The 13723-nt window shown below is 44.7% G+C and carries 14 protein-coding genes; 4 read left to right on the top strand and 10 right to left on the bottom strand.

Features of this window, described 5'->3' with window-relative positions:
- The first annotated feature begins 1190 nt into the window (after positions 1-1190).
- Positions 1191-1745, top strand: coding sequence for a choline uptake/conversion transcriptional regulator CudC (gene cudC, locus ACQ4XT_RS04330; RefSeq protein WP_446852661.1), 555 nt, complete (start codon positions 1191-1193; stop codon positions 1743-1745).
- 153 nt (positions 1746-1898) lie between these two features.
- Positions 1899-3488 carry a high affinity choline transporter 1 gene (locus ACQ4XT_RS04335; RefSeq protein WP_446855587.1) on the top strand — a complete coding sequence of 530 codons (1590 nt, stop codon included), beginning with the start codon at positions 1899-1901 and terminating at the stop codon, positions 3486-3488.
- Positions 3489-3574: 86 nt separating this feature from the next.
- On the opposite strand, the gene ACQ4XT_RS04340 is transcribed toward ACQ4XT_RS04335, so the two are convergent.
- The 9 genes from ACQ4XT_RS04340 to ACQ4XT_RS04380 all read right to left on the bottom strand — a co-directional run bounded on the left by ACQ4XT_RS04340 (position 3575) and on the right by ACQ4XT_RS04380 (position 10902).
- Positions 3575-4093: a P-loop NTPase family protein gene (locus ACQ4XT_RS04340; RefSeq protein ID WP_446852662.1), complete on the bottom strand. Its 519-nt coding sequence runs from the start codon at positions 4091-4093 to the stop codon at positions 3575-3577.
- A 4-nt stretch (positions 4094-4097) separates the two neighbouring features.
- On the bottom strand, positions 4098-4808 hold the full coding sequence (locus ACQ4XT_RS04345) for a nucleotidyltransferase domain-containing protein (protein WP_446852663.1): 711 nt from the start codon (positions 4806-4808) through the stop codon (positions 4098-4100).
- Positions 4805-5248: an NUDIX hydrolase gene (locus ACQ4XT_RS04350; protein ID WP_446852664.1), complete on the bottom strand. Its 444-nt coding sequence runs from the start codon at positions 5246-5248 to the stop codon at positions 4805-4807. Before ACQ4XT_RS04350 ends, ACQ4XT_RS04345 begins: the two co-directional genes overlap by 4 nt.
- Before the next feature lie 2 nt (positions 5249-5250).
- On the bottom strand, positions 5251-6483 hold the full coding sequence (locus tag ACQ4XT_RS04355; RefSeq protein WP_446852665.1) for an MFS transporter: 1233 nt from the start codon (positions 6481-6483) through the stop codon (positions 5251-5253).
- Positions 6480-7529 carry an ArsR/SmtB family transcription factor gene (locus ACQ4XT_RS04360; protein WP_446852666.1) on the bottom strand — a complete coding sequence of 350 codons (1050 nt, stop codon included), beginning with the start codon at positions 7527-7529 and terminating at the stop codon, positions 6480-6482. The genes ACQ4XT_RS04355 and ACQ4XT_RS04360 overlap by 4 nt, the downstream gene beginning before the upstream one ends.
- 209 nt (positions 7530-7738) lie before the next feature.
- Complete coding sequence (gene trxB / locus ACQ4XT_RS04365) at positions 7739-8692, bottom strand: thioredoxin-disulfide reductase (protein ID WP_446852667.1); 954 nt, start codon at positions 8690-8692, stop codon at positions 7739-7741.
- 104 nt (positions 8693-8796) lie between these two features.
- The gene (gene arsC / locus ACQ4XT_RS04370) at positions 8797-9219 is read right to left on the bottom strand and encodes an arsenate reductase (thioredoxin) (protein ID WP_446852668.1); all 423 of its coding nucleotides are present in this window, start codon (positions 9217-9219) and stop codon (positions 8797-8799) included.
- Positions 9220-9246: 27 nt separating this feature from the next.
- Positions 9247-10542: an arsenic transporter gene (locus tag ACQ4XT_RS04375; RefSeq protein ID WP_446852669.1), complete on the bottom strand. Its 1296-nt coding sequence runs from the start codon at positions 10540-10542 to the stop codon at positions 9247-9249.
- A gap of 12 nt (positions 10543-10554) precedes the next feature.
- A complete protein-coding gene (locus tag ACQ4XT_RS04380; protein WP_115893303.1) occupies positions 10555-10902 on the bottom strand; it encodes an ArsR/SmtB family transcription factor in 348 nt (115 codons plus the stop codon).
- A gap of 326 nt (positions 10903-11228) precedes the next feature.
- On the opposite strand from ACQ4XT_RS04380, the gene ACQ4XT_RS04390 reads away from it, so the two are divergent.
- The gene (locus tag ACQ4XT_RS04390) at positions 11229-11513 is read left to right on the top strand and encodes a phospholipase (RefSeq protein ID WP_446852670.1); all 285 of its coding nucleotides are present in this window, start codon (positions 11229-11231) and stop codon (positions 11511-11513) included.
- Positions 11514-11924: 411 nt separating this feature from the next.
- Positions 11925-13073 carry an FtsW/RodA/SpoVE family cell cycle protein gene (locus ACQ4XT_RS04395; RefSeq protein WP_446852671.1) on the top strand — a complete coding sequence of 383 codons (1149 nt, stop codon included), beginning with the start codon at positions 11925-11927 and terminating at the stop codon, positions 13071-13073.
- A gap of 78 nt (positions 13074-13151) precedes the next feature.
- Here the strand turns inward: ACQ4XT_RS04395 and ACQ4XT_RS04400 are convergent, their stop codons facing one another.
- A complete protein-coding gene (locus ACQ4XT_RS04400; RefSeq protein WP_446852672.1) occupies positions 13152-13685 on the bottom strand; it encodes a hypothetical protein in 534 nt (177 codons plus the stop codon).
- Positions 13686-13723: the final 38 nt, after the last annotated feature.

Here is a 13723-nt window from a genome sequence, read left to right on the forward strand (position 1 = left end):
CTATGACAATTCTATAACATCGTCTCCTTAATAAACAGCTACCATACGTAACCGGCAGGCATCATTTTTTGGCACCTTTTCTGTATCATTCCCCTCTATGTAAGGAAGGAGACATTTTAATATTTTGGAAAAAGCTTTCATGAGCCCCTGTCCTTTTTCAGAATCAAGAAATTACTTATTTGTGACCTGCGGTGCTGTCGAAGAAAGCCCCACTTTCAAGGGTGGACGAAATGAAAAAAGCCTACAGGTTTCGTCTCCTGAAGGCTTGGAAGAATGCATAATTATGTTGAAAGAGTCCTTGTGCGCTTCGTTTTACTGCAGATGCTGCCGTTTCATCTGCAGTCATCGTTTACGAAGTGCGCCCAGGTTAAGCAGCGCGTCGGTATAGAGAAAGAAGTTCTTTCAATTAAAGGGGATGTGTTTGGAGATTATATCAAGCTGAGGTCCTCGCAGCTTTTATGTCATATTCATGTCTTGTTTGGTCTAATGTCCTCTATCTTCGGTTTCACGGCCTGCAATCTTCGTTGTTTTTCTATTTGTAAAATTACACCTCATGACCATTCTAGAGAATTCGTTGGGCAATGTTTTCCGCAGCGAATATTTCCTGCTACAATCTTTGTCTTTTTGCGGTCGCTTGACCAGTGAGAACCAGCCAGAGCATATATAAGAGAGTGAGCAAGCATAACGGCCTCCTCTTTACATTGGTTATTTCAATCTTTAAGACAAGCTCGAAATCTTCTTCTGGGAGAGATAGGGAAGTTTTGAATCTTATTAGGTTTCACCAAAAAGTATTCCTTCGTCTCTCTCTTTTCATGTCATCAAATGATTACCAGTTGCCCTGCTGTACTTCTTAGCTTACACGTCTGCAGAGTCGATTGATCCACCTCCAGATGATTTTCACAATCAACAAGTGACCCGTCCCATTCACCGTTGATTCCTTCCTTTTGCGATATCGTTAATTTTGTTAATAAAAAATTTAACTTTTTGAATACTTTTTACGTTAACAAGCCTTGGTAAGCTTGTCAAAGTGAAATTTTTTTTAAATCGGCTATAACCTATGAGATGATAGGGCTTAAGGCGATTTTTTTCTAAAATGGATTTTGACAAGCGATTTTTATTCGTTAAGATAAAGTCTGTAAAGAAAAAATTTAATAAAGTTAATTGCTTTTACGCCTGTGAGGAGGTTTTTAATGACAAATCATCATGAAGAAAGCTCCCGACAGACCATTGAGCACGCGAAAGGACTTGTGATCGATTCCATTGCGGAAACGATGGATTTGTATGGAGTGACCCGGAGTGCAGGGACCTTATATGGGACGATGTACTTCGAGGATGATATGACGTTGGATGAAATGCGTGAAAAACTCGGAATGAGCAAGCCGAGCATGAGTACAGGAGTGAAGAAGCTCCAGAATTACAATATTGTGAAGCAGACATTCCGAAAAGGAACGCGCCGGCAGACGTTTGTCGCTGAGAAAGACTTCTTTAATTTCTTCTCCAACTTTTTTACAAAGAAGTGGTTAAGAGAAGCTAAAACCAACTTGGACGCGATCAAAGATGCCCAGAAGGAATTGAATAATGTCATCGAGGATTCCGAAGCGGACGAAGTTGTAAAACAAGAAGCAGAACAAGTCTATCAGCAACTCGAAGCATCCAAACCTTATTACCATTGGCTGCAGAAGCTCGTCGATTCTATTGAGAGCGGAGAAATTTTCGATTTTCTTCCTGCCGACCAAGAAAAATAAGATACCGCCTCTCTGAATAACATTTTAACTGTCTGTTATTCCAGGGAGACGTATGGACTTTATAATTTACAGAATATTCAGATAATAAAAGGAGTGATGTCATTGCAATCGAATCAACAACCATCTTTTTTCGCTAAAAACAAAGCCGCAATCATGCTCGGGACACTTTTAGGTGTTTTCGTCCTCTATATGGCCCTCACTAATGAAAACATTCAATGGGGCGGATTTATCGCCATGATTGTTTTCTATGCCCTCGTCTATTACATCGGTGCAGTCTTCGCTACAAATAAATCCGGAACTCTAGCAGACATGATGGTCGCAAACCGGAGCTTACCCCTTGGGATCGCCATGTTCACAATGGCCGCTACATGGGTTGGTGGTGGATATGTCAATGGTACAGCAGAATTCACATACAGCGATGGCCTCGTATGGGCACAAGCTCCATGGGGATACGCATTAAGTCTGATTATCGGTGGTATTTTCTATGCTCGTAAAATGCGCCGCTATGAATTCCTCACCATTATTGACCCACTGGAACAACGTTTCGGTAAAAAAATGGCCGGTGTTCTATACATTCCTGCTTTACTTGGAGAAATGTTCTGGAGTGCTGCGATTCTAACCGCTCTCGGCACGACATTTGGTACCATTCTGAACATTGACTTTACTACATCCATCATTCTTTCAGGAATCATCGCTATTGCTTATACCGTAGCCGGAGGGATGTGGGCTGTCGCCTATACCGACGTATTCCAAATGGCTATTCTATTAATCGGCCTCATTTTAGTCGTCCCATTCACTTTAGGTCACGTCGGTGGTATTGATAATGCATGGAGTAACTATTCAGCAGAATTCGGATCGTACGCCAATTTATTTCCACCGTTGAACGGATGGCAGGATCCTGCATGGGGCAATTGGTTCTGGAATTGGATTGACTACGCCCTCCTCCTCATTTTTGGTGGTATTGCGTGGCAAGTATATTTCCAGCGTGTCCTTTCAGCCAAAAATGAAAAAACAGCGATGTGGTTATCCATCACCGCAGGAATCATCTGCATCATTGCAGCCATCCCTGCCGTTCTGATTGGAATTGTCGGTGTGAATATGGACTGGGCAAGCATGGGACTTCCAACTCCCGAGAACCCAGCCGTCATTCTTCCACACATTCTAAGGTATTTGACACCTGAACTCGTATCCGCAATCGGACTCGGAGCTCTAGCAGCGGCGGTCATGTCCTCTATGGACTCTTCCATACTTTCTGCCTCTTCCATGGCATCCTGGAACGTGTATCGTCCACTGCTTAAACCGAACGCAAGCTCTGAACAGTTGAAAAAAGTAATCAAGCGTACGATCATCATCGTCGGTGTCGGAGCTATGATCATCGCATTAAATGTCAAAAGTGTATATACGCTGTGGTATTTAGCATCTGATCTTGTGTACACCATTCTTTTCCCACAGCTCACGATGGCTCTCTTTTATAAAAATGCGAACCTTTACGGATCGATTGCCGGCTTCTCTGTCGCTTTATTCCTTCGTTTAGGCGGCGGTGAACCTGCAATGGGACTACCGGCATTCCTGCCGTATCCAATGATCAATGCTGACGGAATCGTCCTCTTCCCATTCCGTACACTTGCTTGTATTGCAGCGTTCGTTATGATTTTCGTTGTTTCCGAATTAACGAAGAAAAAATGTCAGCCTATGCCTCTTCTCATGCCTGAGGAGAGAGAGCAGGAGAAAAAGGCTTCCTAATAGAACAAGAGCGCTCCAATCGTTAAATTGGAGCGCTTTTTTCATGTAATGAATCCGTTCCCCTAACCTATTTGAGAACCCCACATCTATGAAAGGTGATCAAGGAACTTCTGTATATCTTTTTTCGATCTTAATTGAATGACACGCTTCTCACGGCCGATTTCCTGAAACGACAAGAGCCTCTCCTGCATGTTCTTTCTCCGTTTCCGATAGGTCGTTACAATAAATTTCAGAAAGTCCGCTTCCATTCTTTCACTGCACCCTTCCCCAAGATCCGGGCGAGTGCTTCCCCGATGGGTCCACCAGCGCTTCAAGACCCGAAATAGACAGATCATTAGAGGCAGTTCCAAGTAAATGATTGTGTCCGCCCGCTCTGCGCGTATTTCATACGTAGGTCTATAATTTCCTTCTATAATCCACTGGTCTTTTTCTACCACTTCTCTCTGCCTAGCCGAGAAGTCCTCCAATGTTGCTTCCTGCCAGCCCGGCTCCCAATAAAAACGATCGAGATGGTACACGTCGATATCAAGCTTCTCTCCTAGTTTTTTTGCAAATGTTGATTTGCCTACGCCTGCAGAAACACCAAGCACCATAATTCTCTTCACTAGTCTACCTCCTTTTCGTTTTTCCAATTGAAAACCCTTCGAACAACCGTCCTCCGTAAGGGATTAGCACCTCATCTAACAGTTCAACGACGCCTTCCTTCTCGCCGTTTTTGTAAAAACGCTCAAAGCGTTGGATCAACCGTTCTGCAAAAGCAGCATCATAGTTTCGGAGCGACCGTGCCATCCATTTCGAGGACCCGCTCCACTGGCCATTCGCTCGCAAATAAAACTCACTCGTTTGTTCTGCTAGCTTTGCTGCAATGAAAAGAGCTTCCCCACGGTCTGTGGTACCAATGAAATCGTCCAGTGCATCCGTAAGGAAATACCGCCTATGCAAGAGAGTTTCTTCAGACCAGGAGGGTGGCCCCTTCTTCAGTAGATCAGCCGCTTCATTTTTGACAGCTTCCAGACGAGCATCCCATTTAAGGATCTGCCCTTCTGCCACCATCCTGGGCATTGATGGTTGCCCACGCTCACAATCACTATTGAAAAAACCACGATATGTGGACCAATTATGTACAAAGACCTCTACCGGCCAAGTATCCGCATAAAAAGACTCACGAAAAGAGGCATCTACATCCGAATCAAAAATCACGACGTCCAAATCCGACGTACATGTTGCCTCTCCCCTTACGACGCTTCCGGCAAGAAGAGCGGCATCACAACCCCGAAAACACTCTGAAATCACATGACTTGCCGCCTCAAAAGCCTTCATCCACTCACCCTTTCCAGAATGATTCGTGCTCGCTTGTCGATATTCTCAGGGAGGGATTCTCGACTGAAATATCTCAGCTCCAACGTTTCTTCATCATCTGCTCTGAGTTCTCCACGAATCTCAGAAGCTACGAAACAAGCAATCACATTAAAGACCTCATCCCCATTCGGGTATTGGTAGAAAAAGTCTTCTCCTGAAAACGTGGCGACCTGCTGCACATCTTCAGCTACAAGTCCCGTTTCTTCTCCCAACTCCCTGATGGCCGTCTGCTCGAGAGTTTCTCCGGGCTCCATCGCCCCGCCAGGCAGCCCCCATTCTTTTGTATCCTTCCGGTATTGAAAAAGCAGCTCCCCACGATCGTTTCCGACGAGTATCGTGGACCCCGCAACGACAAGCGGCTGTGTACCAATCATTCTCCTCATTGTTTGTACGTAGTCCATTTTCATCCCTCCCCATCTATCTTTTTCAAGGAAGGATGCAAGTAAAGGAAAGAAGCGATGGTGGAGACACTTCCTCCAATAGCGATGGTCAGGGATGTGCTTATGTATTCACTGATGATTCCAGCCGCCAAAGCAGCTACTGGCATCAACGCCCACGTCATGAACCGGCTTGTCGCCTGCACCCTTCCTAGTAAGTGTTCCGGCGTTAGCTTTTGTCTTAACGTTACAATACATGGACTGCTGATGGAAGCACAAATGGTCCCGACAGCGTTCAAAAGGGCTAGAGCAATAAAAGAGTGATAGAAACTGAACAGGAGGATGGAAAGGCCTCCGAGAGCGCCACACCCAAACAATAGTGTGCGATAAGCAACCCTGCTCCTCAGAACAGGAGAAAGCACCGCTCCTCCAATGGCTCCTAGACCGCCAATGGAAAGAAGCCAACCGATCGAGACCCCTGAAAAACCAATGTCAGCTTTCAAATGTACAATCAACATCGTCAAAAAAAGAGTGGTGCCAAATACAGAAAAGAACATAGCGATATTTGTATAGAGTAAAGGTTTCTGATGGATCACAAAGCGGAATCCTTCGCTCATCTCCTGGCTGAACGAACGCTTTTCCCCTTTCACGCTCTCTTCTTCCAACCGCAAGCTCCCAACGACCAGAAATCCGATGAAGAATGAAAGACTATTCAAGATCATCCCCACTCCAGGATTGTAAATGGTCACTATCCAACCGCCCAGCCCTGGGGCAAGGAAGACAGCCGTGTGAAGCATCCCCGTGTTCCACGCATTCACAAGATCGAGATCCTGCTTTCTTACGAGTTTCGGAATCGATGCAAACTGAGAGGTTTGATAAAGCTGACCAAGCACACCAATGACGAAGGCCGCTGCGTAGAGAACATAGATAGTGATCATTTCATAAAGAAACAACACCCCTATGCTTCCGAGTAAGAGAAAACGGAAAAAATCACAAAATAGTAAAATCCGCTTCCGGTCCAACCGGTCAGCAAGCACACCTGCGAGGGGCTGTAACAAGACCGGGATCCGCTCAATTGCAGCAACAATTCCCATACTGAGCGGCGAACCAGTAAGTGCCAGTACCATCAAAGGGAGCGCAATCAAATAGATTTGATCTCCGAAAAAGGATACTAGATTACCTCCAATGAAACGGAAAGCCTGACGGTTGGATTTGAATGACGGCTTCTCCTTGGACTGCCATACCTCTGCATCGTTCATTTTTCATCTCCCAAAAATAACTCCAATTCCTTCGGCAGCATTTCCCATGCCCGTGGGCTTACATGATAACGGGGGCCATAAGCGACGATGAGCCGGGCAGATTTCAACAACTTCAGATGGTGATAGACAGTGGTTTTACCCATCCCGACCTCCTCGGTCATCTCTTTCAAGGTACGCCCTCCACCCATCAAAATCTTAAGCATACGCAAACGATTCTCATCTCCAAGTGCCTTGAACTTCTGCACGAGCATTTGATCCGGAACATAAGGGTCATTCGGATGGATGCTTTCATTGGCCACAGGGTAATAGAAGATTTTCGCCCCTTCAATATCGGCCTCCACGTTCCACGGACGATAAATAAATTGGGGGACCATGATGACTTTATAAACACTAGGTTCCGGCACGTAGCGAATTCCATGGGTCGCCCATTCCACAAAGTCCTCCGCTTCCAATTTCTCCAGTCGCTTATTTTTAGAAAGAGCATCACGTTCTAGAATGCCTCCTAGCTTCACCTTATCCGGCTCGACAACCGATTCATACCAGCCTGTCATCACCTCTTGGATATGTTTTTTCAAGTTACTCATACCCACCTGACTAATGTACGCAATGTATTGAGGAAAGAAAGCATTGTCCTTGGATACATTTTGAAGCCGTACCACCGCCTTCTGATCTCCTCGAGAAGCTAGCCTTCGATCATCTTGATGGTCTCTTCCTAGATAAGGAATAGCGATATAACGAAACTCTTCTTCCTCTAGTTCAGTTACGAAATCATTGAACTCCTCCACTGAATCCATGTCCCTCTCATGAAGCAAAAGCAAGATGGTTTTCCACGTATTGTGTTCCTGCACCGTTTCTAAATGATCCAACATTTCCACGGACAACGATTGCTTAATCGCCTGCCATTGTTTCTCCGTATAGTCCAACGTGTCCAGCAGGCGTTCATTCGTAATAGCAGCGATGCCCAGTGCCGCTTCCCACAGAAGGGAATGCTTCACTTCCACCTGATACGTCTCTCTTTTTCTTGAACTCATAGAAAATACTTCCATTTCATCACCTCTCGCAACTATTCTATACTTGTAGAATTTATAATTCAATATATATTGAATTAATTTTCAAAAATTTTTAAAAGCAATCTTCCAATATATGTATGACCTGGTACACCATTATTTAGGTGATCCAATCAAAGTGACTTAACCTATTTCTGGTACAAAAAGAGCATCGATCTGTAAAAACAGATCGATGCTCACTCTAATAATCAGGATAAGTTTTCGCTCCAGTCAATTGTCGCTTCTCCTTCAAGGAAACGCTCCGTATCCATTGCTGCCATGCAGCCTGTTCCTGCAGCGGTTATGGCTTGGCGGTATTTTTGATCCTGGACATCGCCACAGGCGAAGATGCCTGGAATATTCGTGTTGGTCGTTCCGGGATCAACGATAATATAGCCTTTTTCATCCATATTCAGCTTCCCTTTCACAAATTCCGTGTTCGGATTGTGACCGATCGCAACGAATATCCCATCGGTTTCAATGACTTCTTCTTCTCCGGACTCGTTGTCACGGACCTTGATGCCACTGATCTTCATGCCATCAGACACCATCTCGACCGGTGTTTTGTTCAACGCCCACGTCACTTTATCATTTTCTTGCGCACGTGTCTGCATGATTTTCGATGCGCGAAGATCATGACGACGGTGGATCACTTGCACTTCGCTCGCAAATTTTGTAAGGAAGGTCGCTTCTTCCATCGCGGAGTCCCCTCCACCAATAATGACGACTTTCTTTCCTCGGAAAAAGAACCCATCACAGGTCGCACATGTACTGACGCCTTTGCCGAGGTTTTCCTTTTCACCTGGAATGCCGAGCATTTTGGCAGAGGCACCGGTAGAGATGATCAACGTTTCCGTCTCCACTTCACCTAAGCCATCGACTTGAAGCTTGAATGGACGTTCTCCCACCTCTACATCTGTCACCCATCCGCGCTTGAAAGTCGCGCCAAAGCGTTCGGCCTGCTTTTTCATGTTATCCATGAGCTCAGGTCCCATAATGCCATCAGGGAATCCGGGGAAATTCTCTACTTCCGTTGTAAGCGTCAATTGACCTCCAGGTTCCGGACCTTCGATGACGAGCGGTTCCATATCCGCTCTTGCTAAATATACTGCTGCCGTCAGTCCGGCAGGTCCTGTGCCTAGAATAATGGATTTATAAGCCATTCAAACTCCTCCTTAAGCAAAAGGTCTCCTCCTTAGAGGTATAACCTTATTTCATGCGAGTCATGCCTATTTCCACTATATTCAGTTCAGCTTCCGGTGTTTTTTTACTCACCAGTTTCAGCGAACTTCTGGATACGTGCTTCGATTTCGTTGCGTACACGTTGGAAGAATGCCCACTTCTCTTCTTCCGTTCCTTCCGCTTTCGCCGGATCATCGAATCCCCAGTGGAATCGATTAACATGTGGAGGGGTCATCGGGCACTTATCGTTCGCATCTCCACAAAGGGTAATCGCATATTCAGCATTGTTCAGAATATCAGGGTCGATGATGTCAGATGTTTGATTGGTAATATCTACATCGACTTCGTTCATTGCCTTAACTGCATTCGGGTTCAAACCGTGCGCTTCAATCCCTGCTGATTTCACCTCATACTTATCGCTCAAATATTTCTTTCCGAACCCTTCCGCCATTTGGCTGCGGCAAGAGTTTCCTGTGCATAGAAAATAGATGACTGGTTTGTTAGACATGTAGCATTCTCCTTTTGTTTATAAAAATTAAAGAATTAATAACCATAGATATAGTCCGACAAGCGTTATGAATAAGGTCGGCACGGTTAATATGATTCCCACTTTAAAGTAGTATCCCCATGAAATCTTGAAGCCTTTCATGGATAAAACGTGAAGCCATAATAAGGTCGCTAGAGACCCGATTGGTGTAATCTTCGGCCCAAGGTCTGATCCGATGACATTGGCATAAATGAGGGCTTCCCTCATCGTTCCTGTCGTATTCGTATCAGCAATGGCAAGAGCATCAATCATTACGGTTGGCATGTTATTCATAATGGAAGAGAGAATGGCCGCAATGAATCCCATTGAAACTGTCGCTGTGAACAAGCCTTGATCAGCTGTATATTGAATGACATTCGCAAGGATATCGGTCAAGCCAACATTTCGAAGCCCGTAAACAACCACATACATCCCCACAGAAAAGAAGACAATCGCCCATGGAGCACCTTTAATCACTTCTCCCGTCTGAACGGCTGAACTCCTTCTCGCCATCAATAGGAAAAAGATCGCGACAATCCCGGCAATGATGGAAACAGGAATCCCCAAAGGCTCACTTGCGAAATATCCAATCAAAAGAACAGCAAGAACGCCCCATGACATGCGGAACATTCTATTATCCTGTATGGCTTCCTTCGGCTTTTTCAATTGAGATAAATCGTAATTGTCGGGAATACTCTTACGGAAAAATAAGAATAAGACAAGAATACTTGCAGCCAGTGAGAACAAGTTCGGAACAATCATCCGTGACGCATACTCTACAAACCCAATTTCGAAGAAGTCTGCGGACACGATGTTCACCAGGTTACTGACAATCAGTGGCAAAGATGTCGTATCAGCGATAAAACCACTCGCCATAATGAACGGCAGGATCATGGCTTCTTTGAAATTCAGATTCCTGACCATCGCAAGGACAATCGGCGTTAAGATCAATGCCGCTCCGTCATTTGCGAACAGTGCAGCAACGACAGCTCCAAGCAAGGTCACATAAATGAACATCCGCTTCCCGTCACCCTTGGCTACACGGGCCATGTGAAGAGCTGCCCATTCGAAAAATCCAATCTCATCCAGAATCAATGAAATAATAATAATCGCAATAAAGGCTAACGTTGCGTTCCAGACGATGTCTGTAACGGCAAGGACGTCTTGAAGATCAACGACATCAAAAATCAGCGCAAGAATGGCACCCGCACACGCGGACCAACCAATTCCAAGATTCTTAGGCTGCCAAATGACAAAGACGAGCGTAAGTACAAAAATAATCGTAGCAATCAGTGCTAAACTCAAAAAACAATCCCCCTAGCTATCGCATTGGATCCGCAATCCCGCTTCTTCCAATGCTGTCAGTTTCTCTTTTTGGTCCGGGATCTGTTCCAGGACCTGCTGGATGATAGGGTATGTGGCATGTTCTCTGTTCAAGGAATAGAAAATCCACTGCCCTCTTCGTTGTTCTTTCACCAAACCAGCATCACGCAGTTTTCTGAGATGCTGACTGATTGAAGGCTGGCTCATCTGCAACACTTCCACAAACTCACAAACACAACATTCACTATCTTTCACCAAACCAAGAATAGTCAGCCGCGTTTTATCTCCTAAGAGCTTCAACGTTTGTGCGGCTTGTTCCAACTCAATGATTGTCTTTTCCATCAGAATCACCTCATCCCCCATTATAATATAAGCATATGCTTATATATGCAATAGAAAAATTAAAAAAGCCTCCTGCAATCAGGTGCTCAGCAATTACGCTGCCGGATTACACACTTCCGCACATTCACCGCAAGCTTTGGCACAATCCTGCCAGTGCTGATAATCATGTTTCTGTCATTCATCTACACAAGTCTGGAAAATTTTCGCGCAAACCCCTGCTAACTTAGAAGAGGGTTTTATAAACCTAGTAAGGGTACGAGACCATACCAAACTCGCAGCCTCATCATAGAATAGTTGTAGCCAATCTTTTGATGGAGGAGAACCACATGTATAGAAGAAGAGGACCGGTACAGAGACCCGGGTTCTGTGTCTTTCCCGGCTACAACTACTGTGGGCCAGGATGCAGCGGACCTGGAGAACCAGTCAATGCCGTGGATGCGGCCTGCAAAGCTCATGATGAATGTTATCGTCGCCACAGAGATTACTGCGCTTGTGACCTTGAATTCATCAACCAGCTTGAAAGATTACAGAACCCTTATACTCCAGAGGGGCGTCACGCAAGAACACTGTATAAATATATGAGAATCCAGCGACTCTTCACCTGTTTCTAAAATATGCACAACCCCAATCACCGTTCTTTTGGTGATTTTTTATTTGTCTTTAAACTATTTCTATGGCTTATGGAACCATATCGGAAGATTGCGCGACTGGGTATAAAGAATCGTTTTTTACTTTTATCGAATAGGGTGGAAGCTCGCCATTATTCCAAAGAAAAGCGTGGACTTTCCCATTCCCACTGTCTTCCAGTTAGGCAAACAGCCTCCGATTATCCTGGAACGGAGTCTTCAAAAGCAGGTCGATTATTGATACAAAAGTGTTACATTTCCATGTCCATGAAAGAAAGGAATGCTTTATAATCGAAGAATAAGGAAGAGTTCACTTTTCAAACGTGTTACATGTGCTTATAATAGTCAACAGCACGCTTTTTCGCTTCGCCAACATGAGAGGATGTATAACCAAAAATGAAATTCGAAGAAAGATTCGATTGGCAGCTCTTTTTTATTATGTGTTGTTTCATAGCCGTCAGCGCAGTCGCTCTTTTCAGTGCCCAGCAAAGCACACAATATAATGATAACTTTGTACTCAAACAGCTGGTCTGGTATGGACTTGGTGGCATCGTCATCGGTTTTATGCTTCTTGTCGATCCCGAAGATTTCAAAAAAATCAGCTGGTACTTATATGGTTTCGGCATCATCCTTTTAATTGCCTTGATTGTCGCACCACCATCCATTGCTCCTGTTATCAAAGGGCAGAAGAGTTGGTTTGCGATGCCAGGATTGTCTTTGCAACCTGCAGAGCTTGTAAAGATATTCACCATTCTTGCCCTTGGACGGATTGCCGTTGATCATAATCAAAAGCACCATTCATCGGTGAAAATGGACTTGTTCCTCCTGTTGAAATTAGGAGCGGCTACCGGCCTTCCTGTTCTTTTGATTATGCAGCAGCCTGATTTAGGGACAAGCCTTGTGTTTATCGCCATCTTAGCAGGATTCGTCCTAATTTCAGGGATTTCATGGAAAATCATATTACCGATTTTCACCATGATTTCAGCTCTTGGAACAGGGTTAATCTGGCTTGCACTCAAAGCCCCTGAGCTTCTTGACCGCTATTTAGGGGTGAAGGAGTACCAGCTCGGGCGTATCTACTCCTGGTTCCAGCCGACCAAGTATGAAGATTCTTCCGGATACCATCTTGTCAAAGCGATGAGAGCCATTGGTTCCGGCCAGTTGTATGGAAAAGGGTTCGGCGAGCGGGAAGTTTATTTACCAGAAGCCCAAACCGACTTCATTTTCAGTATCATTGCAGAAGAATACGGTTTTCTCGGTTCTTGTATCGTCATCATCCTGTTCTTTCTGTTGATCTACCGCTTCACAACGATCGCTTTTAAAGCGAACAGCAATTACAGCTCGTATGTAATGGTCGGGATCATCAGCATGATAGCATTCCACGTTTTCCAGAATATTGGGATGTCTGTGCAGCTGCTGCCGATCACGGGAATTCCACTGCCGTTCATTAGTTATGGAGGAAGCGCCTTGCTCGGAAACTTGATGGCGCTCGGCATTGCTTTTTCCATATCCTATCACCATAGGACCTATATGTTTGGAGAATAGAGAAACACCACGCAAAAAGGAGGCGTCCTGGAACGCCTCCTTTTTGTTTAACCTTAAAAACATGCCCCTCTTCCACAATCATTCACTATCGATAGTATTGGCGATTTCCACTAATTCATCAGGGAAAAAGTGATCAGAAACGCGTTGATCCATGCTCAACCTGTACTGCCAATGCTCCGTTTCAAAAACAAAAACGTGAAAACCCGGGACTTTCACGAACATTCCTTTTCCTCCAGTCTCCAACCTCACCTGTTCTATGATCCGCTTCTCATGAATAAATAGTTTATTTTCTGCAGGTCGGATGTCTATATTAAAGTGATTTTCAGGTACATGCTCATTCAAGTACTCCACATTTAATTCCACATTCTTGTTTCCACCTAACCGATTAACCTTGGCCAGTACATGCGTAAATGTCAAAGACGGAAGTTTTTTAGGAAGGGATACTTTTTTATTCATTTGCTGTTCAAATTCCTTGACTGCTTCTTCCAAAGACTTATATCCATATTCAGCATAGAACTCTTCAAGGGGTCTGGGCTGATCCACTTGGGCGTATACGGGCGTATGAACAGCCAATAGACAGGTGAATAATAAAGCTATTGTATATTTCTTCATACAAACACCTCTAACTGCATCTGATAGATGTATTTTCC

The organism is Halobacillus sp. 12SKB (genome assembly GCF_052941655.1).

What these genes read in the sequence shown, in the direction of transcription:
- cudC (WP_446852661.1), top strand. Translation starts at nt 1,191, where the DNA reads ATGACAAATCATCATGAAGAAAGCTCCCGACAGACCATTGAGCACGCG.
- ACQ4XT_RS04335 (WP_446855587.1), top strand. Translation starts at nt 1,899, where the DNA reads ATGCTCGGGACACTTTTAGGTGTTTTCGTCCTCTATATGGCCCTCACT.
- ACQ4XT_RS04345 (WP_446852663.1), bottom strand. Translation starts at nt 4,808, where the DNA reads ATGAAGGCTTTTGAGGCGGCAAGTCATGTGATTTCAGAGTGTTTTCGG.
- ACQ4XT_RS04350 (WP_446852664.1), bottom strand. Translation starts at nt 5,248, where the DNA reads ATGGACTACGTACAAACAATGAGGAGAATGATTGGTACACAGCCGCTT.
- ACQ4XT_RS04355 (WP_446852665.1), bottom strand. Translation starts at nt 6,483, where the DNA reads ATGAACGATGCAGAGGTATGGCAGTCCAAGGAGAAGCCGTCATTCAAA.
- ACQ4XT_RS04360 (WP_446852666.1), bottom strand. Translation starts at nt 7,529, where the DNA reads ATGGAAGTATTTTCTATGAGTTCAAGAAAAAGAGAGACGTATCAGGTG.
- trxB (WP_446852667.1), bottom strand. Translation starts at nt 8,692, where the DNA reads ATGGCTTATAAATCCATTATTCTAGGCACAGGACCTGCCGGACTGACG.
- arsC (WP_446852668.1), bottom strand. Translation starts at nt 9,219, where the DNA reads ATGTCTAACAAACCAGTCATCTATTTTCTATGCACAGGAAACTCTTGC.
- ACQ4XT_RS04380 (WP_115893303.1), bottom strand. Translation starts at nt 10,902, where the DNA reads ATGGAAAAGACAATCATTGAGTTGGAACAAGCCGCACAAACGTTGAAG.
- ACQ4XT_RS04390 (WP_446852670.1), top strand. Translation starts at nt 11,229, where the DNA reads ATGTATAGAAGAAGAGGACCGGTACAGAGACCCGGGTTCTGTGTCTTT.
- ACQ4XT_RS04395 (WP_446852671.1), top strand. Translation starts at nt 11,925, where the DNA reads ATGAAATTCGAAGAAAGATTCGATTGGCAGCTCTTTTTTATTATGTGT.
- ACQ4XT_RS04400 (WP_446852672.1), bottom strand. Translation starts at nt 13,685, where the DNA reads ATGAAGAAATATACAATAGCTTTATTATTCACCTGTCTATTGGCTGTT.